Source organism: Bacillus sp. FJAT-27245 (genome assembly GCF_001273955.1).
Taxonomy (GTDB): Bacteria; Bacillota; Bacilli; order Bacillales; family Cytobacillaceae; genus Bacillus_D.
Genome location: NZ_LIGI01000001.1, coordinates 3091971 through 3117781 on the forward strand (window position 1 = coordinate 3091971; position 25811 = coordinate 3117781).

The 25811-nt window shown below is 46.9% G+C and carries 24 protein-coding genes; 4 read left to right on the plus strand and 20 right to left on the minus strand.

Annotation, left to right across the window (positions count from 1 at the left end; genetic code table 11):
* Window positions 1-99: 99 nt before the first annotated feature.
* From ccpA to ADU24_RS15130, 5 genes are all read right to left on the minus strand, one after another.
* Window positions 100-1098, minus strand: a complete 999-nt coding sequence (ccpA, locus tag ADU24_RS15110; RefSeq protein ID WP_053367413.1) for a catabolite control protein A — start codon at window positions 1096-1098, stop codon at window positions 100-102.
* A 225-nt stretch (window positions 1099-1323) separates the two neighbouring features.
* Complete coding sequence (locus ADU24_RS15115; RefSeq protein ID WP_053367414.1) at window positions 1324-2394, minus strand: bifunctional 3-deoxy-7-phosphoheptulonate synthase/chorismate mutase; 1071 nt, start codon at window positions 2392-2394, stop codon at window positions 1324-1326.
* Window positions 2395-2988: 594 nt separating this feature from the next.
* The gene (gene ytxJ, locus ADU24_RS15120) at window positions 2989-3312 is read right to left on the minus strand and encodes a bacillithiol system redox-active protein YtxJ (protein WP_053367415.1); all 324 of its coding nucleotides are present in this window, start codon (window positions 3310-3312) and stop codon (window positions 2989-2991) included.
* 108 nt (window positions 3313-3420) lie between these two features.
* The gene (locus ADU24_RS15125; RefSeq protein WP_053367416.1) at window positions 3421-3906 is read right to left on the minus strand and encodes a YtxH domain-containing protein; all 486 of its coding nucleotides are present in this window, start codon (window positions 3904-3906) and stop codon (window positions 3421-3423) included.
* 13 nt (window positions 3907-3919) lie between these two features.
* Window positions 3920-4399: a DUF948 domain-containing protein gene (locus ADU24_RS15130; RefSeq protein WP_053367417.1), complete on the minus strand. Its 480-nt coding sequence runs from the start codon at window positions 4397-4399 to the stop codon at window positions 3920-3922.
* A 297-nt stretch (window positions 4400-4696) separates the two neighbouring features.
* On the opposite strand from ADU24_RS15130, the gene ADU24_RS15135 reads away from it, so the two are divergent.
* Window positions 4697-5812: an aminopeptidase gene (locus ADU24_RS15135; RefSeq protein WP_053367418.1), complete on the plus strand. Its 1116-nt coding sequence runs from the start codon at window positions 4697-4699 to the stop codon at window positions 5810-5812.
* Between the two features lie 289 nt (window positions 5813-6101).
* Here the strand turns inward: ADU24_RS15135 and murC are convergent, their stop codons facing one another.
* The 7 genes from murC to ADU24_RS15170 all read right to left on the minus strand — a co-directional run bounded on the left by murC (window position 6102) and on the right by ADU24_RS15170 (window position 14993).
* Window positions 6102-7403, minus strand: a complete 1302-nt coding sequence (murC, locus tag ADU24_RS15140) for a UDP-N-acetylmuramate--L-alanine ligase (RefSeq protein ID WP_053367419.1) — start codon at window positions 7401-7403, stop codon at window positions 6102-6104.
* 181 nt (window positions 7404-7584) lie between these two features.
* Window positions 7585-10767, minus strand: coding sequence for a DNA translocase FtsK (locus ADU24_RS22655; protein WP_082306931.1), 3183 nt, complete (start codon window positions 10765-10767; stop codon window positions 7585-7587).
* A gap of 168 nt (window positions 10768-10935) precedes the next feature.
* Window positions 10936-11751 (minus strand): DUF1444 domain-containing protein, encoded by an 816-nt coding sequence (locus ADU24_RS15150; protein WP_053367420.1) that lies wholly within the window; start codon window positions 11749-11751, stop codon window positions 10936-10938.
* A gap of 237 nt (window positions 11752-11988) precedes the next feature.
* A complete protein-coding gene (locus ADU24_RS15155) occupies window positions 11989-12303 on the minus strand; it encodes a thioredoxin family protein (RefSeq protein WP_053367421.1) in 315 nt (104 codons plus the stop codon).
* A 209-nt stretch (window positions 12304-12512) separates the two neighbouring features.
* A complete protein-coding gene (locus ADU24_RS15160) occupies window positions 12513-13028 on the minus strand; it encodes a hypothetical protein (protein WP_053367422.1) in 516 nt (171 codons plus the stop codon).
* 168 nt (window positions 13029-13196) lie between these two features.
* Window positions 13197-13721 carry a DUF84 family protein gene (locus ADU24_RS15165; RefSeq protein WP_053367423.1) on the minus strand — a complete coding sequence of 175 codons (525 nt, stop codon included), beginning with the start codon at window positions 13719-13721 and terminating at the stop codon, window positions 13197-13199.
* A 198-nt stretch (window positions 13722-13919) separates the two neighbouring features.
* Complete coding sequence (locus ADU24_RS15170) at window positions 13920-14993, minus strand: M42 family metallopeptidase (RefSeq protein ID WP_053367424.1); 1074 nt, start codon at window positions 14991-14993, stop codon at window positions 13920-13922.
* Between the two features lie 177 nt (window positions 14994-15170).
* On the opposite strand from ADU24_RS15170, the gene ADU24_RS15175 reads away from it, so the two are divergent.
* Window positions 15171-15491, plus strand: a complete 321-nt coding sequence (locus ADU24_RS15175; protein ID WP_053367425.1) for a PepSY domain-containing protein — start codon at window positions 15171-15173, stop codon at window positions 15489-15491.
* Window positions 15492-15659: 168 nt separating this feature from the next.
* Here ADU24_RS15175 and ADU24_RS15180 read toward each other — a convergent pair whose 3' ends face one another.
* Window positions 15660-16508 (minus strand): YtnP family quorum-quenching lactonase, encoded by an 849-nt coding sequence (locus ADU24_RS15180; RefSeq protein ID WP_053367426.1) that lies wholly within the window; start codon window positions 16506-16508, stop codon window positions 15660-15662.
* A 102-nt stretch (window positions 16509-16610) separates the two neighbouring features.
* Entirely contained in the window at window positions 16611-17252 is a 642-nt protein-coding gene (gene trmB, locus ADU24_RS15185) for a tRNA (guanosine(46)-N7)-methyltransferase TrmB (protein WP_053367427.1), read from the minus strand.
* A 255-nt stretch (window positions 17253-17507) separates the two neighbouring features.
* Here trmB and ADU24_RS15190 point away from each other — a divergent pair, with 255 nt between their 5' ends.
* Window positions 17508-17795 carry a YtzH-like family protein gene (locus ADU24_RS15190; protein ID WP_053367428.1) on the plus strand — a complete coding sequence of 96 codons (288 nt, stop codon included), beginning with the start codon at window positions 17508-17510 and terminating at the stop codon, window positions 17793-17795.
* On the opposite strand, the gene ADU24_RS15195 is transcribed toward ADU24_RS15190, so the two are convergent.
* From ADU24_RS15195 to pepV, 6 genes are all read right to left on the minus strand, one after another.
* Complete coding sequence (locus ADU24_RS15195; protein WP_053367429.1) at window positions 17790-18563, minus strand: phosphotransferase family protein; 774 nt, start codon at window positions 18561-18563, stop codon at window positions 17790-17792. The genes ADU24_RS15190 and ADU24_RS15195 overlap by 6 nt on opposite strands.
* A gap of 285 nt (window positions 18564-18848) precedes the next feature.
* Window positions 18849-20990, minus strand: coding sequence for a type I pullulanase (gene pulA / locus ADU24_RS15200; protein ID WP_053367430.1), 2142 nt, complete (start codon window positions 20988-20990; stop codon window positions 18849-18851).
* The gene (locus tag ADU24_RS15205; protein WP_082306932.1) at window positions 20977-21960 is read right to left on the minus strand and encodes a diacylglycerol/lipid kinase family protein; all 984 of its coding nucleotides are present in this window, start codon (window positions 21958-21960) and stop codon (window positions 20977-20979) included. The genes pulA and ADU24_RS15205 overlap by 14 nt, the downstream gene beginning before the upstream one ends.
* Window positions 21961-22001: 41 nt before the next feature.
* The gene (gene thpR, locus ADU24_RS15210) at window positions 22002-22562 is read right to left on the minus strand and encodes an RNA 2',3'-cyclic phosphodiesterase (protein WP_082306933.1); all 561 of its coding nucleotides are present in this window, start codon (window positions 22560-22562) and stop codon (window positions 22002-22004) included.
* A 220-nt stretch (window positions 22563-22782) separates the two neighbouring features.
* The gene (dat, locus tag ADU24_RS15215) at window positions 22783-23649 is read right to left on the minus strand and encodes a D-amino-acid transaminase (RefSeq protein WP_053367432.1); all 867 of its coding nucleotides are present in this window, start codon (window positions 23647-23649) and stop codon (window positions 22783-22785) included.
* 14 nt (window positions 23650-23663) lie between these two features.
* A complete protein-coding gene (pepV, locus tag ADU24_RS15220) occupies window positions 23664-25088 on the minus strand; it encodes a dipeptidase PepV (protein WP_156324591.1) in 1425 nt (474 codons plus the stop codon).
* Between the two features lie 501 nt (window positions 25089-25589).
* Here pepV and ADU24_RS15225 point away from each other — a divergent pair.
* Window positions 25590-25811, plus strand: a complete 222-nt coding sequence (locus ADU24_RS15225; RefSeq protein ID WP_053367433.1) for a DeoR family transcriptional regulator — start codon at window positions 25590-25592, stop codon at window positions 25809-25811.

Sequence of the window (25811 nt, forward strand, 5' to 3'; positions counted from 1 at the left end):
CACCACATAAAGCCATCTCATTTTTAATTCCATTAATCGCTCGCTATACATCATACAAAAAGGCCCGGACAAGTTAAGCCGGGCCTTCTTTTTAAATCTTTACTTCGTCGATTTCCTGTAGTCAATTCTATGGGGAAGCACAACGGTATGCTCTTCAACTTTCTCCTTGTTCATATACTTTGTCAGGAGCCTCATCGCAACTGCGCCAATATCGTACAATGGCTGGACAATTGTCGTCAATTGCGGCCGAACCATCATTGAGAGCCTTGTATTATCGGAAGTTATGACTTCATAGTCCTCAGGGATGGAATAACCCATATCCAATCCCCCATGGATTACGCCAAGGGCCATTTCATCCGAACCGACCAGGATGGCGGTAGGGCGTTTCTTTGCACCCATCAGCTTTTGGATCGCCTCCATACCTGAATCGTAGGTATAATCACCCTCAACGATATATTCTTCATTGATCGGCAGGCCAGCCTCTTCAAGCGCTCGCTTGTAGCCTCCCAGCTTCTTCACGCTGTTTTTTGGCTCATGAAGGGGGCCTACCACAAAAGCAATGTCCTTATGTCCGCGGTCCACAAAATCCTTTACACTGTCAAATACAGCTTGTTCATAATCTATATTGACGGATGGGATTTCCTCGGACTGTTCGATTGAACCAGCCAGAACAATTGGAACAGGTGACTTTTTAAACTCTTCAACATGTTCCTCCGTAATATTGCCGCTCATGAAAACTAGGCCATCCACTTGCTTGCCAAGCATAGTATTTAATAAATGCAGTTCCTTGTCCTTGTTTTGGTCGGAATTGCTTAGGATGATGTTATATTTATACATTGTTGCAATATCCTCAATCCCTCGTGCAAGCTCGGCGAAGAAGATGTTGGAGATGTCAGGGATAATGACCCCCACCGTTGTTGTCTTCTTGCTGGCAAGGCCCCTTGCGACTGCGTTCGGGCGATATCCAAGCCTGTCGATGACTTCCAAAACCTTTTTTCTTGTTGCGGGCTTAACATTTGGGTTGCCATTCACTACCCTTGAAACCGTCGCCATTGAAACATTCGCTTCCCTGGCAACATCATAAATCGTGATATTCATTTTTCATTACACTCCTTAAAGCAAGCCATATAGTTTATTTTACATCAAATTGAACGTTGCTAGTCATTTCGCTTGTGAGAAAGTAAACATATTAATTGATTTTAATCATACGACAAGCGGCAGATTGCTGCAATTCGAAAGGCATACATAATAAATATTAATGCCCTTTTCCGCAATAGTAAAAACAAAAGCCTTCTGCCAATGGACAGAAGGCAATTGCCTATATTACGAACGGACTAGATTGGACGCCATAATTTCGCTCAGGAAATGATCGAATTGGTCAAGATTCATTTGCTGGGCTGAATCGGACAATGCGACCGCAGGGTCAGGATGGACTTCCGCCATAACGCCGTCAGCGCCGATTGCTAGCGCCGCCTTGGCCGCCGGAAGCAGGAGATCCCTTCTTCCTGTCGAGTGTGTGACATCGACCATGACAGGAAGATGTGTTTCCTGCTTTAGAATTGGCACAGCTGTGATATCCAGCGTATTCCTTGTCGCTTTTTCATAGGTCCTTATGCCGCGTTCACAAAGAATGATGTTCCCATTGCCCTGCGACATAATGTATTCGGCTGCGTTGATGAACTCTTCAATGGTAGCCGCGATTCCACGCTTTAGAAGGATTGGCTTTGTTGCAGCGCCTGCAGCCTTAAGCAACTCGAAGTTCTGCATATTCCGCGCGCCAATCTGGATAACATCCAAATATTCTTCGGCCATTTCGATATCAGAGGGATTGACGATTTCACTAATGACGGCCATATTGTATTCCCTTGCGACCCTCTTCAGAATTTTCAGGCCTTCAACTCCAAGGCCCTGGAAATCATATGGTGATGTCCTTGGTTTGAATGCCCCGCCGCGCAGGAGCCTCAATCCTTTTTTCTGCATATGTGCGGCTACCTGGGCCACTTGTTCATAAGATTCTACAGCGCATGGGCCAAAAACAAAGTGTGGCGTTCCATCGCCTAGCTTTTCACCATTAATTTCAATAATCGTATTTTCGGGATGCTTCTTCCTCGATACGAGCAGCGCCTTTCGGTGATCATCTTCCTGCAATTCCAGGCTTGCTTTAAAAATTTCTTTAAAAATATGTTCAATCGTCGAATTTTCGAAAGGGCCGTCATTTTTTTGTTTAATGACATCAAGCATTTTTCTTTCCCGTACCGGGTCAAAACGGTAAACCCCCTGGTTTTCCTTTACCCGCCCGATTTCCTGTGCCAGCCTTCCCCGTTCATTGATGATTTCCAAAAGATCCATATTCAGTTCATCGATGCGGGCTCTCAACTTGTCCAATTCATTCATGCCAATCCATCCTTTCCGTGCCTGGCTACAAGCCGGGCATCTGACAATCTGATGTTGTGTTTTATTAAATAAATGGCTGGCTAAATGCCCTGCCATGGTACAAACTTGTGTAATAGGGTTTATTATACTTCATTGTTTTTGCTTTGTCACCATTATTTCTTTATTAATTAAACGCTTTTAAGCACTAAAGCCTATAGATTATTCTAAATTCTCGTTTTTTTATATAAAAATAAGCCCTATGGAAGTGGCTTATCTTCCTTTTGGCGCCCGAAGGTAAGGCTATCCAATACTGTTCATGCAGTAAGTCTTCTTTTAATGCCCGCAGGACGTGCTGCCCAATGTTGTTCGGGCGTTAAATCTTCTTTTAATACCCGAAGGAATGCCAGTGGCTATGAGTCCTGCTGCCTGGCAAGAAGATTTGATTTTTTTCTCCTGTAGTATCTTATAAAAGCGGTACTTTCACTTTAGGGGAAACTTTCAACTAGTGTGTCGCACAGTCGGCGGATGATACGGTATTAGGGCATTCTTAAAAACCACTCTTTGTGGTGAAGAACCAAAAAATGATACGAAAAAAAGGCATCATGGATGCCTTTTTTACGCATTTGCCGCCTCTGCGAGAGAACGCTTTGTTATTTTCCAATGTGAAGCATTCCACACTGGCTTTCCTCCCTGAAATAGAATAGCCTGCGGCGATTCATGTTTGATGCCATACGTTTCTGCAATATAATTTGAAAGCGGCCGGGATTCCTGGACAATCAGCATCCAGGCCGGGATGTCGTCCTGTCCCGCAAAATCCCCGTATTCCTCAAACGCCGCATGTGAGATCGGGCAAGTGCTGCTATGTTTTAATATCATCACTTTTGGTTCCTTCTGCAATATATCCTGCAGCTGTTCAATCGATTCAAGCGTGTTTATCATTGGCCTGCTTCCCTCACTTTATTTCTTTTCTATTTTCCAAACGATAGAAAACGGTGAAGCAATCGTATCACTTCACCGCCTCATCGGGCAAATAATTGGTTTCAAAAATCAGCTGTATTTCGTTTCCTCTTCATCCAAGGCTTCCTTGACCTCTTCAAGCTTTTCCCTTACTTCCGCATCGTCGGATAAGGTTAGATCCTCGAATGGTTTATTGGACATTTCCAAAGGAATGTATTCCGTTTCATTTTCTTGCTGTTCTGCTTCCTGTTGGCCGTCCCCATTGCCTTTAACCTTGTCCATCAGGTTTGTGGATTGCTGACTTACCGCTTGCGCCAATGCAGCAGTTTTTTCCTTGGTCATGCTCGTAAGCTCGTTAGTCTTTTCCATAACCGATTCCCGCATCTGGGCCGTTCTTTCTTTTAGGGCCACTGCCTGGCCGGAAACTGTCTCACGCAGCTCCCGCCCGGATTTAGGGGCAAGGAATAATGCGGCGGCCGCACCGATAAGGCCGCCAATCACCGCACCTGCCAGAAAATCCTTAGAGGTAACATTCCTGTCATCATAATCCCGGTATTCATTGTCTCTTCCTGCCATTGAAATTGCCTCCTTATTCTAAATTCCCCCGTTGTGCTCGGGGCGCTGTTGGCTCGCTCTTTAACGCTGAAGCGGCTGCTGTCTGTTTTCTTGCATTCCACTTGTCCTTCAATTCAAGCAGGACATTGCTCCATTGGACAATTTGCGAAATTTTTTCCTTGTTTTGATCGATTTGCCTGTCCACGGATCCGACAATCGTCTGAACAGATTGGTTGAATTTGTTGACGGACATTCCGACACCTTTTACAGCATCGACAACAGTGTTCAGGCTCTCGGATTTCCTGTGTATATCATCCGCAAGAGCATTCGTTTTATGCAAAAGCACTGCTGTTTCCTTCGTTACCCCGTCAAGCTGGCTCTCAAGGCCTACAAGTGTCTTCGAGACACTCTCCAAGGTGCCCTGCAGCGATTTAAGTGTCTTCGCCAAATAAATTACAAGGACCAAAAATGCAATGGCAATGAGCGCCACACTTAAGTAAAGGATTATTACCATAAACACCGCACCTCCGTTAATCTTCACTTACTTTTACCCATACCGCATTTCAATAAACAGGGAGCATTAATATTATTTCCATAAAACTATTTTATTTCCTTCCCTATCTATATAAATTAAACTTATGTTTTTCACGTTGTTCGACCTGCGCTCCAGGCACTTCGGTCCTGCATGGCAATCCTTTAGTTTAATTTATATAAAAATATTATGTGAAAGAATCTAATTGGTCAACTTTGCCGCCTCTTTCGGTTAAACTAATAATTGAAGTGCACTTTGGAGAATATTGGAGGCTGAAGCATGAAAGATCCACGGATTGAAAAACTGGCCAGAAACCTGATTAATTACTCTGTCCAGCTTAAAAAGGGAGAAAAAGTACTAATTGAAAACTTTGGGCTGCAGCGTGAGCTTGTCATCGCGCTTGTTAAGGAAGCCTACGCGGCGGGAGGCTACCCGTTCGTATCACTGAAAGACCACCAGGTTGACCGGGCTCTCCTGATGGACGCCCAAAAGGAGAATTTTTCAATGATGGCTGATTTTGAAGCGGCTGTCATGAAGGAGATGGACGCATACATAGGCCTCAGGTCCGGAAATAACATTAATGAACATGCGGATGTCCCGGATGAGAAAATGAAAATCCATGGAAGCACAATCGGAAAGAAGGTCCACCGGGATATCAGGGTACCGAAAACAAAATGGGTTGTTCTTCGCTATCCTACCTCCTCTATGGCCCAGCTCGCAAAAATGAGCACCGAAGCATTTGAAGACTTTTACTTTGATGTTTGCAATTTGGATTATAGCAAGATGGCGGCCGCGATGGATAGCCTTGTTGAATTGATGGACAGGACGGATAAGGTCCGCATTACCGGCCCGGGGACCGATTTGTCCTTTTCAATCAAGGATATACCCGCTATAAAATGCGCAGGCAACATGAATATTCCGGACGGGGAGGTTTATACGGCCCCTGTCCGTGACTCGGTAAACGGCACAATTACGTACAATACACCTTCGCCATACCAGGGATTCACCTTTGAAAACGTCAAGCTGACATTTAAAGACGGCAAAATAATTGAAGCTGAATCAAATGACTCCGAACGCATCAATAAAATCTTTGACACCGACGAAGGAGCGCGTTATGTAGGGGAATTCGCGATTGGGGTGAACCCGTATATCCAAACTCCGATGCAGGATATTCTGTTCGATGAAAAAATTGACGGCAGCTTCCATTTTACGCCTGGCCAATGCTACGATGACGCATATAACGGAAACCATTCCAATATTCACTGGGACATGGTCAACATCCAGCGGCCTGAATACGGCGGCGGGGAAATTTATTTTGATGATGTGTTAATCAGGAAGGATGGCCGGTTCGTCCTCCCGGAACTTGAAATGCTGAATCCCGAGAACTTGAAGTAGTGTGAAGCTTCCGGTAACGACGGTTTCCCGCCGATGGTTAGCCGCGTTCTTCCGCCGCTAGAATCATCGCTAAGGCGGAGATTAAGCGGCAATACGAACCCGATTGGTTCAACTAGGCCGCTGAAAGCCACAGCGGCAAGTTACACTGCATTTCACCAATCGGACCTTTAGGGACAGTTGCTGTATATTCCAGCCGGCCCATTTGGGGATTCACGCCCTTTTAGAGGTGATACAATACAGAAAAGGATGCAGGCAAGCCTGCATCCTTTTTTCACCTTATTCACGGGCTCTAAGCGGTATAGGCCTTTTCATAGGCTTCCTGGAATTTCTGGATATCCCCGGCTCCCATGAAAATAATAACGCTGCCTTCATGCCCTCGGAGAATATCCGTGCCTTCCTCTGACAGGATTTCCGCCCCGCCAATCTTTTCCGCGAGATCCATAATGGAGAGTTTGCCCTGTTTTTCCCTTGCTGATCCGAAAATGTCACACAGATACACTTTATCCGCCTTGCTAAGGCTGTCAGCGAACTCCTGCAGAAACGCCTGAGTCCTTGTGAAGGTGTGGGGCTGGAACACCGCTACAATTTCCCTTTCCGGGTATTTCTGCCGCGCAGCGTCAAGCGTCGCCTTGATTTCCGTTGGATGGTGGGCATAATCGTCTATGACGGTCTGGCTGCCCAACTCCTTTTCGGTAAATCTTCTTTTAACGCCTTCAAATGTTTTCAGCTGCTCTTTTACCAGGTTCACGTCAATTCCTTCATAATGGCAAAGTGCGATAACGGACAAGGAATTCAGGACATTGTGGTCCCCGTACGCCGGAATGGAGAACGTATCAAAGAATGTATTGCGGACAAAAACGTCAAAGGTTGTCCCTTCAGGGCTTTTGACGACATTGCGTGCCTGAAAGTCATTATCTTCGCCAAATCCGTAAAAGAGTACCGGCACTTGGGCCTGGATCTTTTGAAGCTGCTCGTCATCTCCACATGCAATAATTCCTTTTTTAACTTGCTGGGCCATCTCCTGGAATGCTGAAAAAACGTCCTCGATATTGGCAAAATAATCGGGATGGTCAAAGTCTATGTTCGTCATGATTGCATAATCAGGGTAATAGGACAGGAAGTGCCTCCTGTATTCACATGCTTCAAACACAAAATAAGTGGCATTGAGCTCTCCCTTGCCTGTCCCGTCCCCAATCAGGTAGGAAGTTGGCTTTGCCCCTTTCATAACATGGGCAAGCAGCCCTGTCGTCGATGTCTTTCCATGTGCGCCGGTAACGCCGACACTGACAAAATTTTGCATGAATTCACCAAGGAAACGGTGGTATCTGATAACCTCAAGGCCTAGCCTGAATGCTTCCTGTATTTCCTCGTGGGTGTCCGGGTATGCGTTCCCCGCGATGACAACCATTCCTGGCTGGATATTTTCTTTTTGAAACGGAAGGATCTTTATTCCGGATTGCTCAAGAGCCTGTTGGGTAAAAAACCGCTTTTCTACATCGGAGCCTTGCACCTCAAACTGCTTATCATGAAGAACTTGTGCAAGTGCACTCATTCCGGCCCCCTTGATACCTACTAAATGGTAAATAGTCATATAAAGAACCTCCAACAAACGTCTTTCTGTAAAACAGTATATGACACGCAATGGCATTTGCTAATTGGAAAGATGTGCCACACTTAACGCTAGTTTTAATATTATTGAATTATAGCATGTTTGCCGCCCAAAGACTAAATTCGGATATTTTCAGTATTCTCCCTTATCACTGAGCCATACATCAATAATGGACAGGGCCTGCTTCCTGCATGGATTCCAAATCGGCCTCGGTAATGAGGACATCCCGTGGTTTGCTTCCCCGGGCTCCCGAAATGAATCCAGCCTCCTCCATCATATCAATCAGCCTTGCAGCGCGGTTATAGCCAACCTTGAAGCGCCTTTGGAGGCTTGATGTAGACGCGCCGCCCTGTTCGACAACAAACTCGCATGCTTCATAGAAAAGTTCGTCTTCTTCCTCGGTAACCTGTGCTTTTTTAAGCAATTCTTCCTGTTCGAACAAATACTCTGGGCTCTTTTGTTCCCTTGCGAAAGAAACAACCTTGTCGATTTCAGCGTCCGATACGAAGGTCCCTTGCAGCCTAACCGGTTTCGAAGAACCATTTTCCAAAAAGAGCATGTCGCCCCGGCCAAGCAGCCGCTCGGCGCCGCCGATATCGATAATGGTCCGCGAATCGATTTGCGAAGAAACAGAGAATGCGATCCGGGTCGGAACATTCGCCTTTATCAGGCCAGTAATGACATCAACCGATGGGCGCTGGGTCGCAATAATAAGATGGATGCCGCAAGCCCTGGCTTTCTGGGCTATCCGGCAAATCGCCTCCTCAACATCCGCTGGTGACATCATCATCAAATCGGCAAGTTCATCAATTATGATGACAATAAACGGCAGTTTTTCCGAATAGCGCTTCGCTTCCAGCGCAAGCTCGTTGAAACGGTTAATATCGCGGACGCCGGCATGGGCGAACAGTTCGTAGCGCCTCTCCATCTCTTCAACCGCCCACTTCAAGGAAGCGGTCGCAGCTTTAACATCCGTAATGACCGGGCTGACCAAATGCGGAATCCGGTTATACGGCGCGAGCTCAACCATTTTGGGGTCAATGAGCAAAAGTTTTAAATCATCCGGGCTTGCCTTGTAAAGCAGGCTGACAAGAATCGASTTGATGCATACGCTCTTCCCGGATCCGGTCGCGCCGGCGATAAGCCCGTGCGGCATTTTTTTTAAGTCCGTGACAATCGGTTTGCCTGAAATATCAAGGCCAAGTACAGCTGTCAGTGGAGAAGGATTCTCCGCGAACACGCTGCTGCCGATGATTTCACTAATTAGGACAGGGCGCGATGACGGGTTTGGAACCTCTATTCCAATCGTATGCTTCCCCGGGATTGGGGCTTCAATCCTTATATCCCTGGCTGCCAGGCTTAATTTAATATCATCGGAGAGATTTGTTACTTTGCTTACTTTTACCCCCGGTTCGGGATGGACTTCAAAACGCGTGACGGACGGACCCTGTGTCACATTGACAACCTTCGCACCGACGTTGAAATTGAACAACGTTTCATCGAGCATACTTCGCCTTGCCTCAAGCCATCCCGGATCCGCTTCAACTTTCACCGGGGGGTTCAGGAGGTCCATCCCCGGAAAGAAGTATTGGGGGACAGGAACGGAATCATCATTTTTTTTATCTATAGTGGCCGGCCTCTTATCGGCCATAGGATTGGAATTGACCACATGGTTTTTCTTTATCCTGTTTTCCTCAAACTTTCTTTTATCTTGCTTCAGCATTAGGACGTTAAACGGCAAATGGGAGCGCCCTGCCGATTGCTTTTTCTCAATGGCAGGCTTTGGATCAGCTGCCGGCGTGGCTATCGTGGCGCTCAGTCCATCAGCCGGGCCGGAACTCACTTCAGCTTTATTTACAACTGCAAATCCGGAGCTAACTTCTGTTTTTTCTTCCGCAGCCGGTATGGCATCCATTTCAGTTTTATCTTCATCTTCGGATTTGGAGACCACTTCTATCTCGTTCGCATCTGTTTGTTCAAATACCACTTCTGTTTTTTCTTCGGCTGCCGGTATGGCATCCATTTCTGTTTTAACTTCATCTGCGGATTCGGTGACCAATTCTATCTCGTTCGCATCTGTTTGTTCAAATACCACTTCTGTTTTTTCTTCGGCTGCCGGTATGGCATCCATTTCTGTTTTATCTTCATCTGCGGACTCAGAGACCAATTCTATTTCGTTCGCATCTGTTTGTTCAAACACCACTTCTGTTTTTTCTTCAGCTGCCAGTATGGCATCCATTTCTGTTTTAACTTCATCTGCGGATTCGGTGACCAATTCTATCTCGTTCGCAACTGTTTGTTCAAATACCACTTCTGTTTTTTCTTCAGCTGCCGGAGCGGAAACCACTTCTGCCCCCTCTTCGGTTACAGGAGCAGGAAGGGATTCAGTATTCGAAGGTGGAAGTGGGAGGGCTTCAACGTTAGCGGCAGAGATGACTTCAACCGGCTCATGCTCGATTCCGCACCTGTCTTTGCCGTTCACATCCAGCCCTTCCTTCAGCAATCTGTGAAGGGCATCCTCTTCCGTTAAATGCTGCTCCTTTGCAGGCAATGAGGCCTGTTGATTTTTATCAAAAGAAGAATTGACTACATCTTGAAGCTGGGAGTGTTCACTTCTATCAAAGGAAGGAGTGCCACCATTCTGAAGCTGGGCCTGTTCACTTTTATTAAAGGAAGGAGTGCCACCCTGCAATGGCTGAGATTGGCCATTTTTTAAAAAAGCATTTGGTTCCACGTCCTTCGATACCGCCAGCCCATTTCCGATAGGTTCCGTCATCAATTCGGTTGATGGTGTTTTCTCCATGTTTATGTAAGGGACATCCTCTTCCCTAAAACGCTCCGGAGCTCCAACATCCCTAGGGAGTTCCCGTCCGTTTTGCACACCCTCAAGTGGATGGACCGGACCGGAATGCCCCTCTTTTCCGTTAGGAATGTTTTCTTCGGTTGCCAGGAAACCGCTCAGTTCATATTCAACCTCTTCCTTCTTGGCTGGTTTTGAATAGCCATAAATAGGTGAAGGAACTTCGGTGGGGGTAAAAGGCCTTACCTTTTTTTGTGGCATTTCCCGCTTTTTTACCGGTTCTTCTTTCCGTTGGACGGGCTGTTTCTTCTTGGCATCTTCCTGCAGAGGGAGTTTTCTCTCCCTTGGCCTTCTTTCATCCGGAATCAGCGGAAACCGGAAATTGCCTTTTGGGTAATCATAGATGATTTTTGCTTCAAGTTCTTTATTTATACGATTCCTTATCGGTGCTGGTGCTTGGGCCTGGACTTCCGTTTCCTCAACATCAGGCTCTTCCGAGTTGGTTATCAGTTTTCTATATAGATTTTTAATAAATCTCAAATCCATCACTCTTTCCTGAAAAACTTCTTCTCTCTATTTTATCAGGATTTCGCAAAACTTCGACAGGATTCAACGATTTTTAGCGAAATTGCAAATGATTGGGCAAATGGTTGTGCTTTAGGGAAAACATTGCAAATTCCTGTTTTTAAAAGATAGGAGAAAAGACCTATGAAATTATTTGCCGTCTTTTTTCCGAGGCTTATTTTTCCCAAGAATAAAGATTGGCTCAAGCTCCCCATTTTCAAAAAGAAAGGACAATGCGGTTACCGGGACTTTACCCTCAGCAAAAAAGCTCATCGCCATTTGGGCAAGCACGTCATAGCCGGTATCGTTGCGAATATCGGCGATAATCAGGACATCCTGGTGGGGAATGGCAATCGCCATTGTACCGTTGATTCTGGCACTCATCTCCACAAGAAAGCCTTTATTGAGGATTCTGCTCGCATCGTAGCCATCATTAGTATTCAAAAAGTAAAATGTGTTTCCGGCGACCGTGTCCTCTTTTAGCGGGGCAGGAAGGGATCTTACATTGAACATCGCCATTTCCCTGATTTGCCCATGTTCCCATCCTTCCTTTTTTGCCAGGCGCGAATCAATCAGTCTATAGGAGTTCCCCATATCATACGCATAGTACACCCTTGTTTCTGCTGTATGGTCATCATAAAGGAACGGATTGCCTTCTTCAGCCTCACCCGGAAAAGATGCGGAGCGGATAACAGGAAAGATTTTTTTCTCCCCTCCTGTTATCGTCGCCTCGCTGTCCATTGCTTGTAAGCCTTCTTCTATATAATAAACGACTTCATCGATTGCCGTTTCTTTTTTCTGGTGCCATTTGGCGACAATGCTTCCTAAGGAGACAGTGATTCCTTTTCCGCTCTCCTCATTTTCCACCCTCAGTTCATCCTTGTCCCTGTTATATGTAAACACCCGGCCGGGCTTAGAGAGCCTCTCCTCAAGCGTTCTCCTCATTTTCCTGCTATCCATTTTCATTTATAAAAATCCTCCGATACTATATTTACAAGGTTATTTGCCGGCCGATGCTACCTCGAATTTCAATCCTAAATTGTCTTTTTTTATAAAAAATGATAAACATCAGCCGTAGATAAGTGCCTGCGGCCGTCTGCGCCATATTGGCGAGAGAGAAGCAGCAAGCGAGACAAATACTTATATTTCTTTATATTCTCACAAAAACCTCCATCCCAAAACGAGGGATGGAGGTTCAGCCGATTAGCGCAGGCCCGTTATGAATCCTGCGATTTCCTCTGGTGTTTTCCTGTCCTTGCTGACAAAACGGCCGAGTTCCTCTCCGCCTTCGAAGCCAATGAAACTTGGGATTCCGTATACATCGAGCTGTTGGCACAGGTCTATGAATTTGTCCCTGTCCACATACACAAACGTAAATTCATTGAATTTCTCTTCAATGTCCGGCATAACGGGCTCAATGACCCTGCAGTCCGGACACCAGTCCGCGGAAAACATGAAAACATGCTTTCCCCCGTTTTTCATCTCTTCGAACTGTTCCATCGACTCTAACTGTTTCATTATGAATTCCTCCTGTTTCACCATTTGGCAAAAACCTTTGTTCCCATCATATCAAGCTGTTTCATTCAGGTCTAATCATTCGTCCCGCCATGGGAGCTGCCCCTTAAATCGCGGCTCGCAATAGCGGAGATGGTAGCGTTTCACCTTATTTTTCCCCAACCATGCCATTAACAAACAAAATAGCGGAGGCACGGCCTACCGCTGAGTTTTCATTTTTTAATTTTGGCTGAATTGGCGATTTGCATCATCGCTTTTGCATCTTCCCCAAGGTTCGAGGTTTTAGTTTCTGTTGTAATTTTAACACCGCCGACTCCCGTGGTCAGGATGTTCATGCCGCCATCCAACTGTTCTACCAGCAAAAAGCCAAGTTTGCCCTTTCCCTTAAACTCTTTGTTCGTTTCAAGCTTTTCGTACTGGGCAACAGATGCTTTATAGACTACCTTGCTTTCCTTATCCTCATTTGGATTGTAGAACAAAATATATGTTTTAGAACCATTTTTCAATATGATGTTGTTCGGCGTTTTCTCTTTTATCTCAAATCCGAACGGCAAATAAAAATCGATGTCTTTGTTTTTTTGGTTCGGCACTTTTGCTTTTTCGCTAAACGCGGTTTTGGCCGCTTCTACGGCTTTCGCGCTTTCTTCCTTATACGAAGCCTTTCCGCAAGCGGATAGTAAAAAGGCGGTTAGTATCAGAAACGAGATGGCACGAAAAATTCTTCCCATTTTATTCCCTCCCGGCTGGCCGGTTCACCCGAGCTGGCCATTTGTGTGGAGCATGAAAGAGGATGATCGGATAACCGCACCCTCCGACAAAATTCTTCTTTACCCTCTATCATACTCTCACAGGGAACTGGTGACAACCCTCTCCCAGCAATTTGCCAGCCATGGGAATTACAAGTGGGTGCCGCCTGCTTTCCGATATTCGTATTGCCCCGCCAAAAGCTTTGTCAAGTGGGTGAACATTTCGGATCGGTCGATGTGGCCATTTGAAAAAATTCCGATAGCCCCTTCGTTTTTTCGTATATTCTTTTTTTTCGTGAATTCGTCCATTACTGGGCCGAGTTCCCGGCCGGCCAACAGCTTTCCGGCAATTTCATCGGGAAGGGGTATTCTCGCCCCGCCCGCGATTATTGGGGGATAGCCCGGCTCTGCCAGTGCCCCCCAGTTGCAAAGGAAAAGCCCGTGTTTTGTCATATGCACTCCGCCTTCGAGGCCGATCCCGATTTCTCCATCTCCCTGTTCCAGGGCGGCCATGGCTCGGTTGATTGCCCCCTCTATCGTTTCCTCGTCCGAAAAAGGCTGAGCTGAAACATTAGATGGGACATCGATTGCCAGGAATTCCACGCCTGACGAGTTAAACGCATTTTTGACGGCTGCAATCTTAGCCGGGTTTTCTGAACCTATAATAATTTTCATTTTTTTTGACCTCCATTATGCCGAAAATACCTGTAACGCCCCTTACAACAAAGATGCCTTCGCCACTATGTTCGGCGAAGGCACCATCCCCTATTCCGGCTTGTTTGCTTAAAACTTCCTTCCGCTCCCGCAATGGAAATCGAATCAGAATGATAAAAGACTATTTAGCGCTGGTGGTGCCTATTTCCAGTGTTGATGTCAGCTTTGTGATTTAATTGTTTCCACTGTTGTTTTATCAAATGCCTTAACAAGCCTTACGAGCAATTCCTTTGCAGCCGCATAATCATCCACGTGCACAATTGAAGCATGTGTATGGATGTAACGGGAACATATACCGATAACCGCGCTCGGGATTCCTTCCAGGGAAGTGTGGACCCGTCCGGCATCCGTTCCGCCAGCCGATACAAAATATTGATATGGGATATTGTGTGTCTCAGCCGTATCGAGCACAAATTCCCTCATGCCGCGATGGGTGACCATGGACCGGTCAAGAATCCTTAATAATGTCCCTTTGCCCAACTGGCCAAACTCTTCCTTATTCCCGGCAGCGTCGTTCGCAGGACTAGCATCAAGAGCCAGGAACAAGTCCGGTTTAATTAGATTGGCAGCTGTCTGTGCGCCGCGAAGGCCGACTTCCTCCTGGACAGTCGCGCCGGAATACAGTGTATTCGGTAGTTCCACGCCATTTACCTCTTCAAGCAATTCGACAGCCAGCCCGCAGCCATAGCGGTTGTCCCATGCCTTGGCGAGGATTTTTTTCGGATTGGCCATCGGCGTGAATGGGCAAGTTGGCAAGATTTGCTGGCCAGGCCTGATGCCTAACCGCTCTGCATCTTCCTTGTCATCCGCGCCAATATCGATGAGCATGTTTTTTATTTCCATCGGCTTGTTCCTCTTTGCCTCATCAAGCAGGTGGGGAGGAATCGAACCGATTACCCCGATTACCGGTCCTTTATCGGTAATGACTTGGACCCTTTGCGCAAGCAGGACTTGGCTCCACCAGCCTCCAAGCGGCTGAAAACGGATCATGCCATTTGAAGTGATTGCTGTTACCATGAAGCCAACTTCGTCCATATGTCCGGCGACCATTATTTTCGGACTGCCTTCCTTGCCTTTTTTTACACCGAAAATGCTGCCGAGATTATCCTGGATGATTTCATCCGAATAGGGCGCAAGGCGTTCTTTCATATATTTTCTGACAGCATGCTCGTTCCCGGGTGCCCCGGGCAATTCAGTCAATGTTTTGAAAAGCTCCAACGTTCTCTCGTTCATGGCGCACTCCCTAATTGTTTTTTCAGCCAATGGCTGTTTTTTATGTACAGAATTAATTTTACAGAACTTTCGCGCTAGTTTCCAGACCCGCAAGAATAAATCTATAGGAACCGGCTGCCAATCTGGGCTATACTAAAAGAGATGCAGCGGTTGATTGATTATCGAAGGGGTGGTTGTATGAATTGGAAGGCTTTTCTGCTCGGGGCAGTGGCAGGGGCTGCTGGAGCATATGCGGTCAATGCCGCGATTTCACACAATATGGATGTGCCGGCACAAAAGGTCCTAAGCCATGCAAGGAGCCAATTCAGGCTATCAGGGCAAGTAAGCGGCTCGTGGATCCACATGGAGGCAGTCCCTTTTGAAAAAAACGGCATAGAATATCGGGTGTACAGGGGCGGAATTACGAGAACCTCCCCCGAACTTGAAGATCGAAGCGAACAATTTGAATTTGTAGCCGATGCCACGACCGGAACAATCCTTGATGTGTACAGGCTCTAGCTAAAAAAGGAGACCGCAACCCAGGTCTCCTTTGCTCATTTAAAAGGCTGTTTTTCTTCAATGGATTCAGCCCAGGCCAATCAGGTTCCCGAATGATAGCTTGCCATTCGAAATGGGCCATCAGCCGGTTCGATATTATTACCTTTGGAATGGTTCTAGACGGATGCTCTATTGTTCCCTTACTCTTTTGACGCACTCTGCAATTTGCCCTTCCCCGTCCCATTTAACCGCGCGGAAAAACGCGTCATGGTAAAACGTGAACCAGGCCCCTTTTTCCAGTCCATGATTAATCCATTTTTGCTTCGCAAAGATTGAATCCATTGGATAATCATCATAGGCCAGGACCCAAAGTGGGTTCAGGTGGGCGTGGGTCGGCATCAAATCAGCCATATGGACAGCCAATTCACCACTATCCTCAATTAGGATGATGGAGTGGCCATCGCTATGCCCTCCTGTGTGAACCATCGTAAAGGGCCCATGCTCCCATTTGTCTTCAAACGGTTCAATCTGGCCTTCTATCGCTTGCCAATTTTCTTCCCAGTATGTATTCCTGGACCGGATGTTCGGATTTCTCATTTCATCCCATTCCACTTTTGATGCGATAATTTTGGCGTTCGGGAAAACGGACGAGTATGATCCATCCGGATTCGGCTTAGTCAGTCCGCATGCATGGTCAAAGTGAAGGTGGGTCATCAGGACATAATCAATCTGTTCCGGTTTCAGCCCAACATTTTCAAGCTCGGATTCCAGTTCGGATTCCTCTGTCGCACCGTAATTGCGCTTTTGCTTTTCTGTCAGCTTTCCATTCCCCATCCCCGATTCAATTAAATAATTTTTACCTTCATGCCGGATTAAGATAGGGTCCGACCGGAGTTCTATCTGATTTTTTTCATTGCATGGATATTTCTTTTCCCATAGCGGTTTTGGGACGACCCCGAACATAGCCCCGCCATCCATATGGGTAACACCGCCCTTTAGCCAGACAAGCTTGAGTCCGCCTACTTTCAAGCGCTCCATCGATTATCCCCTCCTTGTACTTTTTTCATTTTACCATGATTGGAACCGCTTTTCCGGTTTGAACCAAAAACGCGCCCACCCGGATGGATGGACGCGTATTATTTAAGATCGGTATTGTACTTCGCATCTATAAATGCGGTTGCCTTTTTCGGAAAACTTTTCTTCATACTCGGTCATGATATTTCCTTCAAATCCGCTGTTGTGGAGATCAAGGCTGACATCCTTCAGCAGCATTCCATATTCGGAAAAGCTGACAAGTGAAAATTCAAACAGCCCCTGGTTATCTGTTTTAAAGTGGATTTCCCCGCCATCAATCAAAATTTGTTCGTACAGGGCCAAAAAGCTTTTATAGGTGAGGCGCCTTTTTTCATGCCTCGTTTTTGGCCATGGATCCGAAAAGTTCAAGTAGAGGCGGCTTACATCATTTTTCGCAAAATACGAAAGCAGTTCGGCTGCATTGACATTTAGCAATTTTACATTTGGCAGTTCCGCTTCAATAAGGCGGTCAAGCGCGGATGCGAGGACACCCATGTGAAGTTCGATGCCGAGATAGTTGATATCAGGGTTCGCTTCAGCCATGCCGGTAATGAACCTGCCTTTGCCTGTGCCTACTTCAATATGGAGGGGGTTGTTATTGCCAAACACCTCATGCCACTTTCCTTTATGCGTTTCAGGCGCGGCAATGACATAGTGCGGATATTGCCGGATTTTTTCACCGGCCCACGGTTTATTGCGAAATCTCATACGTACACTCCTATTTTCTCACCCAGCTTCGGGAACCTTGCCGCACGGCGGTATGGTGTACAAGCTGGTTATTTCTTTACGACTATATGATGACATACATTCTTATTTTTAACATGAAGGCTTTAAGCTTGCAAGCTGGTTTGGGATGTTTCCCCTGCGCGCCAGCTGCATAAACAAACGGAGGAATCCATAAGCTAGTCATGGATTCCTCTAATTTCAGTCGGATTGATATTGTGGAAAGGATGATGGATGCACATGCCATTGAACAACCAGGACAAAGCTTCTGTCCTAAGGGATATCCTGAGCAGCCACCAAATCGATTGCTGCGGCTCTGTCGCCGAATGCGAGCAGGTCGAACGGCTCGTTAAATCCCTTATGGCAAAGACAGGCATCAACCAAAATGTAAAAGGCATTCTCCAGGAAATTTATGAGTATGGCCAGCATGGCGCCCAAAGCGCGGACCTTGATGCACATATCGAAATGAACCAGGGCCGGCTACAGAATTGGGTGGATGACATCGACCAATTTTCCGGGCAATTATAATAGCCCTGAAAGGAAGTCCGACCATTTTTTCATTTCCTCAAAACGGCTTCTCCTTTTATGCCATTGAATGGATTCGATTGCCTGGGCAGCAGCATACCATTTCATCCGCAGCTTCAACTCCGGTGTTAGCACGGCGCCATAACGGCTCAGCCAATCTCCCCAATCCTGCTCGGGGATGTACCAGTACAGGAGCATCCCCAGGTCAATCGCTGGGTCGCCGACCATCGCGCCGTCCCAGTCAATTAAATACAGTCGGCTATCTTCTCCAAGAAGCCAATTATTATGGTTAACATCGCCATGGCACACGACCTGTTCAGCCGATGCGAGATTTCCGACTTCTTTTTCCAAAAAAAGCTTTGCCTCCCGGACTGCCGGCATAGCCGAGACACCAGGGTCGAGGCTGTCTTCAAGTTTCCCGAGGATTCTTTCAGGAAGGGCAGGCGCCTTGCCAAGCCTCCGAAGCATAGCAAGCAACGGCTCGGAGCAATGGATTTTCTTTAGTAGCTTCGCAACACGTTCCTGGCCCATTTCATGGGATTCCAGTTCACGTCCGCTTTTCCATTGCTGGGCGGTAATGACGTCCCCATTTTCCAGCCTCTTTGTCCACACCAGCTTCGGAACAATTCCTTCAGCGGACAACACCGCAAGGAAGGGTGAGGAATTGCGCTTCAAAAAAAGCCGCTGTTCATGGTGCTTTGCAAAATAAGCTTTCCCCGTGGCTCCCCCGGCCGGGGTTATTTCCCAGTCTTCCCCTAATAGATAATCCAAAATTAGTCACCTACATTGTGTCCGGCAGCCATCGGTTTTTGTTCCCGGATCTATTTTGCCAAAGTCTATAGTTAGCTTAAACGTGAATATTGAGTAGAAAGAAAAAGACAGCTATTGCCAATTTCAATAGCCATCTAATAAATTTTATCCCCTTTCGCCATTTTTCGTCAAGGGGAAGGATAAAAAAATACTCTTAAACACTATTTATTTCATTCCAAAGCTGGCAAGAAGCCGCTAAAATGCAGTACTTGATTGGCGGAAAAAAGCAATAGCCCCATTCTCTGCTTAATCCTTTACCAACACCATGACGCTGACTGGTTCAATGGATGCATTTGCATGAGGGGGAATTGTCCTTAACGGGGTGGTTCCCGCATGGAGGTCATCGGCAAGGACATGCCATTCACCTTCCGGAAGCGATAGCTGGTGGATGAATACAGTCGGATTCACAAGAAGGATGGCCTCCATCTGCCCCCACCCACCCTTATAGTGAAGGCCGATAAGCGGCGGCGGCAGCCGAAGATCAGTAAGGGTGTCCCGGATTTGTTCGCTGCTTCTCATCCTGAAGTGGGGTAGCGCTTTTCTGATTTCAATCATCCCTTGAATGTAGCGGACATTATCGGCGAAGGCCGCTTTTCTTTCCCAATCGAGCCAGTTGATGTTTTCAGGCGACTTGTAGCTGTTTCCGTCACCATGCTTCGTCCGGAAAAACTCCTGTCCGCTGTGGAGGAATGGTAGCCCCTGGGAAAGAAGGACGAGGCTTGTCGCCAAACGGTGGCACTTCCTTTTCAGGAGATCACCTGCATCGGCCAGGCATGCCTCAAGCTTATCCCAAAGAGTATGATTGTCATGGGATTCAACATAATTGACGGACTGGCCGGGATTGCTGAAAAGCGGCTCCCCGGAAAAGGCTCCAACGCTTCCTGCAATTGCTTCCTTTGTCTGTTCAGTATACGTTCCGTTTCCGAGGGCATACCCGCGTTCATACAAATTGAATGTACTTCCCTTGATGGCATCCCTGAAACGGTCATTGAATTGCCCGATTGATGGAAGCTTACGCTGGTTGCGGATGGTTGCTTTTTCACTCTGCGTGATTGGAGTATTGAGTTCCCACCCTTCGCCGATGATAATCATTCCCGGCTTCAGGCTATCGCACACTTTTCGTATTTCAGCCATGGTTTTGATATCAAGGATGCCCATCAAGTCAAAACGGAACCCGTCAATATTGTATTCCCTAACCCAATGGCGGACGGAATCCAGGATGAATTTCCTCGCCATTAGGCGCTCGGAGGCAAAATCATTGCCGACCCCGGTTCCATTCGAAGGCAGGCCATGCTCGTTATAACGGAACCAGTATCCCGGGACAAGCAATTCAAAAGATGATTTTTCCCGGATAAACACATGATTATAAACGACATCCATGATCACTCTTATGCCAACCCCGTGAATGGATTCAATCATTTCCTTCAATTCCCGTATCCTCGCGTAAGGGTCGGCCGGATTGCTTGAATAACTTCCCTCCGGAACATTGAAATGCAAAGGGTTGTAGCCCCAATTGTATTCCGCCCGTGGATTCGTTTCATCAACCCCGGCAAAATCGTTGAATGGCAAAAATTCTATATGGGTGGCCCCAAGTTCCCGTACATGGGCCAACCCCGTTGGTTTCCCGTCTGGCCCCGCTGTCCCCGCTTCCGCAGCCCCTTTATATAATCCTTTGTTTACGGCGCCACTGTCAGGATGAATCGTAAAGTCGCGAATATGGGTTTCATAAATAACCGTATCCGCTGGGTGGCTGAACGGAGCAAGTTGAACTTTTGGAACACCCGTTTTTTCAAGGCGCGCCACAATCGCATGAGATCCATTCGCGGCCACGGCTACCGCATAGGGGTCGACCGCCTCTCTCCACTCCTGGTTAACTGAAACCATATAAGTATACCTAGCATGCTCAAGGTCCCGGCCAAGCTCTACGGCCCATACCCCTTTTTCTTCCCTTTCCATTTTCACCAATTCAAAATGGTTTTCATCTGGCGGAAAAATCTTCAGCTTCACATTTGTCGCTGTGGGGGCCCACACCTTAAAGGACGTACGGCCGTATTGGCAAAAGGAACCAAGGTCCTCCCCCTCGTAAAAGAATTCCCGGTCAAACTCCTTGCTCCTCGTGACAGCACCAATTTGAACGTCTGTCCTCATGCCGTTTCCGCTTATTACCCAATGGTCCATCCCAAAAGAGTAAGTGCCTGGAAATGTACAAATAAACTTGCTGTATCCTTCGATTTCATGGCGTTCTTTTATGGAGAGCCCATTCCCGCCAAGCCTATTCTCAAGCCTGAACGAAGTTGGCTCCGTATCATTAAGGGGCAGCGGAAGCAAAACAGTGATTGTATTCATGGCATCTAGATATGCAAAAAATGGACGATTAACCGAATCCATTCGCCTCACCCCTTTTTTCCAAGTGTGTTGCCCGGTCTCCCGATGCAGCCAGCCTGACCGCCTTTGGGACAGCTTTAAATTCTCCTATGTTTGCCATGCCGATATATTCGCCATCCGCATGGACGTGTATGGGAGAGAATGACTGGACCGTAATTTCTTTTCCGCGCAACATAAGTACTTCCCTGAAAGAAGTATGTTTTCCCCAAAAAACGCTCAAAAAAACGAGCAGCAGCTTCGCTTTTGACAGACTGTGGACAATCGTTATATCAAGTTCACCATCATCGGGCAAAGCCCCAGGTGAAATAATCATGCCGCCTCCATAAAAGGGCTGGTTCGAAACGGTTACAAACCATGCCTCAGGAAAGTCATGGACAATTCCATCAACCGTGACCCGGACTGCCGTTCGTTGATACGCAGCGAGCTCCTTCAGTAAACAATACACATAAACCAACTTCCCTAGCGACAGCCGGTTGAAGAGGCCTTTCATGCGTGATTCATTCGCTTTTTTCGACACGAGCGCATCGAATCCAGCCCCGGCATTATTGATAAAAAGACTTGTCGTGCCATTCAGGGAAAGGGAACCGCTATCAGTGTTTGTAGAGGCCATCTCCCGCATTCCGATAAGATGGCCAAGGGCTTCACTCGGGTCGGATGGAACATTGTACCCACGTGAGAAATCATTCCCCGTTCCGGCAGGAATAAACCCAAAGCTGGCATCAGCATAATGTCCGAGGCCATTCAGCACTTCATGGGCTGTGCCATCCCCGCCCACCGCAACCACGACAGACTCCTTCCCATCCGCCATTTTTGCGGCGAGCCGGGACAGTTCAATGGCATGCCCCGGATATTCAGTAAAAAAAGCATGGTAGGGAATGTGAAGGCTTTTGAGCTTTTGCTCGGTTTTTTGCCAAACCGTCCCGCATTTGCCGTTTCCCGCCTTCGGGTTCACAATAAAATAAAATATTTTCATCTGCCGGCTCCTGCCCCTCTTGCATTCTATTCTCTCTCTCTTTATTGCGGTCCCAGGCTCTTTAGCCTGAACCGCTTTATCGGCTCGTATTTCGGGGTTGTGCCGATGTTTGTTCTGTATAGGACAACTTCTTCGAGCATAAATCCGAGATTGAGCGGTTGTTCATCAAGTTTTCCTGGAATAAAAGGGCCTTCGCCTTCCCAATTTCGAGCAAGTGTTACATGGGGCGAGAACGGCCTCGTTTCCAATTGGAATCCCGCCTCTTCACATGCAGTAAATACACTGCCCCTTAGTTTCGTTAGTTGTTCACTTTTTGAAAGCGATGCCCAAAACACCCGCGGGCTATCTTTTCGTCCGAAGGTTCCCAGACCGTTCATTGCGAGCGGGAATGCATCAGTGGTTGCGAGTGCTCTCCCGACAAGTGAACACGCTTTTTCCAATTTCCCTTCCGGGGCCGCCCCAAGAAAAGCGAGGGTAATATGCAAATCCTCATGATGGACCCAGCGCCGGAAAGGAAACTGTTTTCTTAACTCATCCATATTGCCTTTCATGGCAAGCTTCGTTTCCTCTGGAATCTTACCCGCAAAAAAATAATGGCTCATACCATCCACCCTTTAAGTACATTTTAGCAAACCATCCCCAAATAAGGTTAAACATTCCTTATTTTCAACAAGATGTACAAGCTCCATGCTCCATATTATCAAGCGATATTTTTATATTTCGATATGGCTGCAATTTCTTTTTCTTATGTTTTAAAAAAATAGGGCTGCCCATTCATCCCGGGGCAGCCCTTTCCTGCGGGCTCCACTGAAGAGAAGCCGCTTAGCTATTCATGGCAAGCTTTCCGCATTGCCTTTCAATCTCCTGCTCGAACAGGGATTGTAGTTTTCTTGATACAGGTCCAGGTTTTCCGCTGCCAACAGGCTGGCCATCCACTTCAACGACCGCCGCAATTTCCGTAGTTGTGCTCGCAACGGCAATTTCATCGGCTGCCAGCATGTCTACTACGGAAAATTCTTTTTCTACAAACGGAATTCCGGTTGCTACGCATAATTTTTCGAGCGTCTGCCTCGTAATTCCGTTCAAAATCAAATTGTTGGCCGGGTGGGTAAAGACTGTCCCGTCCTTAATGATAAAAATATTCGAGGAACTGCCCTCGGTAACCGTTTCCCCTCTATGGAGGAGGGCCTCATAGCACCCAGCTTCGGCGGCTTTTTGTTTTGCGAGGATATTGCCAAGCAAATTCAAGCTTTTGATGTCACAGCGAAGCCAGCGGATGTCCTCAGCCAGTATCGTTTTCACGCCGTTGGCAAGATTGTTCGCCGGACGCTGCATGTCCCTTGTATAAGCGACAAGGGTTTGGGCAACTCCTGCCGGTGGGAAGGCGTGACTCCTGGGGGAAGTGCCCCTTGTTACCTGCATGTACACAATTCCGGTGCCGAGCTGATTTTTTTCAATTAACGAATTAAATAATTTTTCAAGATCCTCAATTGGCCATCCGAGCTTCATGCCGATTTTTTCCGCGCTTGATACAAGCCGCTCGAGGTGCTCAAGTGCGGTGAACATCCTTCCATTATAGACACGGATAACCTCGTAAACACCATCCCCGAATTGATAGCCCCGGTCTTCTACATCGATTTTCGCCTTGTCCCGTTCAATAATTTCCCCGTTTAAAACAACATATTCCATATAATATCCTCCACTTATTCTTCCCTGGCCAGTTCATAGATGGCCTGGGCATAAATTGACGCAGCCCTCAGAAGATCGTCGATGAACATGTACTCATCCTTCTGATGGGCAATGTCCGGCCTGCCCGGGAAAAGCGGCCCAAACGCAACACCGGACTTGAGCGACCTCGCATACGTCCCTCCGCCGATTGCAATCAGCTCAGCGGGATCGCCGGTCTGCTCCTCATAAACCTTCTTTAGGACCTGGATAAGGAAATCATTCTCCTCTACATAATGGGGATTTGAATTTGTGAACCTGCCAATGCGGAAGCCATACTCCGGTACAACAAGTTCAACTTTCTCCTTAATCTCATCCATTTTGGCCGTTACCGGATAGCGCAAATTCAAGCCGATCATACCGCCATCTTTCTTTGTATACGCAAGCTTTCCGGCATTGATCGTCAGCTCTCCGGAAATATCGTCCCTGTACGCAACCCCAAGCCTGTTTCCTCTTGAATCTTTGAAAAAGAACTGGGAAACAAATTCGAAATATCGTTTTGCTTTCGTATCCACATCCAGCGATGAGATAAATTCAGCTAAATACAGGCCGGCATTCTTCCCATTCTCCGGCTCCATTCCGTGTGCAGATACCCCTTTGACTTCAAAAATCGTGTCACCGGCATCGACATGGACATCTTTTTCAAGGCCGTGCTGGTCCATGAATTCAATGAATTTCTGCATGATTTCCGTTTCACCATTATGTACAAGAAGCGCTGCTTTCGCATAATCAGGCACCATATTGTATCTGCGTCCGGCTTCAAACGTGAGCACTTCAACTTGCGCCTTTTCTTCTTCCACGGTATTTGTTACTTCCTGAACGAGGTCAAAATCTGAAATGCCCTTTTCCGCATTAATAATCGGGAAATCGGCATCAGGCGCGAAGCCAAGGCCCGGCATTTCCTCTGTTTTAAAATAACGCTCGACACACCGCCAATTGCTTTCCTCATCCGTGCCAACAATCATCCGTACCCGTTTTTTCAGCGGCAATCCGAGTTCCTTTACAATTTTCATGCCGTAATAGGCGGCCATTGTCGGACCCTTGTCATCGAGCGCGCCACGCGCATAAATTTTCCCATCCCGGATTTCGGCTGAATACGGATCGCTTGTCCAGCCATCGCCTTCCGGAACGACGTCCACATGGCAAAGAATCCCGACGAGTTCCTTTCCCTCGCCCATTTCGATGTGCCCGGCAAGATTGTCGGTATTTTTCACAGCAAAGCCATCGCTTTCGCCGAGATTCAGCATAAAGTCAAGGGCTTCCTTGATTCCCTGACCTAGCGGGGCTTCCGTGGAAACAGCCTCCTCGTCCAGCACGCTTTTGATTTGCAAAAGCTTCCGGGTATCTTCAAGAAGATTGTCCTTCCTCTTTTCAACTTCTTCCATCCAGTTGACCTTACCCACTTAGAAAACCTCCCATGATAGTGTATGGGAAACGCCCATAAAATAAGACTTTCCGTATGGCAATAATCTTACCAATAATTTTTTAAAAAACGAAGCAATTAACAAGAGAATCATGGGAATAGTACAAAGCCTGGTTTAATAGACGGCCTCAAACGTGAAACCGCCCACTCCCCCCGCTAAACCCCACCGTCTATTGTCCCTCGAGTGTTAGCCAAATATTCAAATAAATCACCTTTAAACTATAAGTTTATCGAAAACAGAATAAATTAATGAATTTTTTATGTTATTTCCGAATATTAGATGTAAACTTCACATAAATATTTTGTAAATTTACTAAATTGGGTAGAATTCCTCAAGAAAGAGGGATACAATATAGACATAAGGTTTATAGTATGTTTTGGAAGGGAGTGGCTGCCAGGAAAGGATTTCTTAACTGGGTCTTAACCTGCCGCCGTTAGAAGGATATGCCAAGGGTTTGAAAAATGGATAGGGAGTGGTTTTTTGAAACCTTCGACTAACCGTATGTTAAACCGCATCAAGTGCATCTACATGTTCATCTCGAAGAACGGGACTGTGACAACACAGGACCTTGTAGAGGAATTCGGCATCACTCCTCGTACCATTCAGCGGGACTTGAACGTCCTGGCCTATAATGACCTCGTCCAAAGCACAAGTAGAGGAAAATGGACCACCACGCAAAAACGGGTAAAAATGTCATCGTAA

Bases quoted from the DNA above. Each gene is read 5' to 3' on its own strand.
- ADU24_RS15165 (WP_053367423.1), bottom strand. From the start codon at position 13,721: ATGAAAATTATTATAGGTTCAGAAAACCCGGCTAAGATTGCAGCCGTC.
- pulA (WP_053367430.1), bottom strand. From the start codon at position 20,990: ATGGATTCGGTTAATCGTCCATTTTTTGCATATCTAGATGCCATGAAT.
- ADU24_RS15115 (WP_053367414.1), bottom strand. From the start codon at position 2,394: ATGAATGAATTGGACAAGTTGAGAGCCCGCATCGATGAACTGAATATG.
- ADU24_RS15190 (WP_053367428.1), top strand. From the start codon at position 17,508: ATGCCATTGAACAACCAGGACAAAGCTTCTGTCCTAAGGGATATCCTG.
- ADU24_RS15135 (WP_053367418.1), top strand. From the start codon at position 4,697: ATGAAAGATCCACGGATTGAAAAACTGGCCAGAAACCTGATTAATTAC.
- murC (WP_053367419.1), bottom strand. From the start codon at position 7,403: ATGACTATTTACCATTTAGTAGGTATCAAGGGGGCCGGAATGAGTGCA.
- thpR (WP_082306933.1), bottom strand. From the start codon at position 22,562: ATGAGCCATTATTTTTTTGCGGGTAAGATTCCAGAGGAAACGAAGCTT.
- ADU24_RS15130 (WP_053367417.1), bottom strand. From the start codon at position 4,399: ATGGTAATAATCCTTTACTTAAGTGTGGCGCTCATTGCCATTGCATTT.
- ADU24_RS15155 (WP_053367421.1), bottom strand. From the start codon at position 12,303: ATGAAACAGTTAGAGTCGATGGAACAGTTCGAAGAGATGAAAAACGGG.
- ytxJ (WP_053367415.1), bottom strand. From the start codon at position 3,312: ATGATAAACACGCTTGAATCGATTGAACAGCTGCAGGATATATTGCAG.
- ADU24_RS15125 (WP_053367416.1), bottom strand. From the start codon at position 3,906: ATGGCAGGAAGAGACAATGAATACCGGGATTATGATGACAGGAATGTT.
- ccpA (WP_053367413.1), bottom strand. From the start codon at position 1,098: ATGAATATCACGATTTATGATGTTGCCAGGGAAGCGAATGTTTCAATG.
- ADU24_RS15170 (WP_053367424.1), bottom strand. From the start codon at position 14,993: ATGAACGAGAGAACGTTGGAGCTTTTCAAAACATTGACTGAATTGCCC.
- ADU24_RS15160 (WP_053367422.1), bottom strand. From the start codon at position 13,028: ATGGGAAGAATTTTTCGTGCCATCTCGTTTCTGATACTAACCGCCTTT.
- ADU24_RS15175 (WP_053367425.1), top strand. From the start codon at position 15,171: ATGAATTGGAAGGCTTTTCTGCTCGGGGCAGTGGCAGGGGCTGCTGGA.
- dat (WP_053367432.1), bottom strand. From the start codon at position 23,649: ATGGAATATGTTGTTTTAAACGGGGAAATTATTGAACGGGACAAGGCG.
- ADU24_RS15205 (WP_082306932.1), bottom strand. From the start codon at position 21,960: ATGAAAATATTTTATTTTATTGTGAACCCGAAGGCGGGAAACGGCAAA.
- ADU24_RS15150 (WP_053367420.1), bottom strand. From the start codon at position 11,751: ATGAAAATGGATAGCAGGAAAATGAGGAGAACGCTTGAGGAGAGGCTC.
- ADU24_RS15180 (WP_053367426.1), bottom strand. From the start codon at position 16,508: ATGGAGCGCTTGAAAGTAGGCGGACTCAAGCTTGTCTGGCTAAAGGGC.
- trmB (WP_053367427.1), bottom strand. From the start codon at position 17,252: ATGAGATTTCGCAATAAACCGTGGGCCGGTGAAAAAATCCGGCAATAT.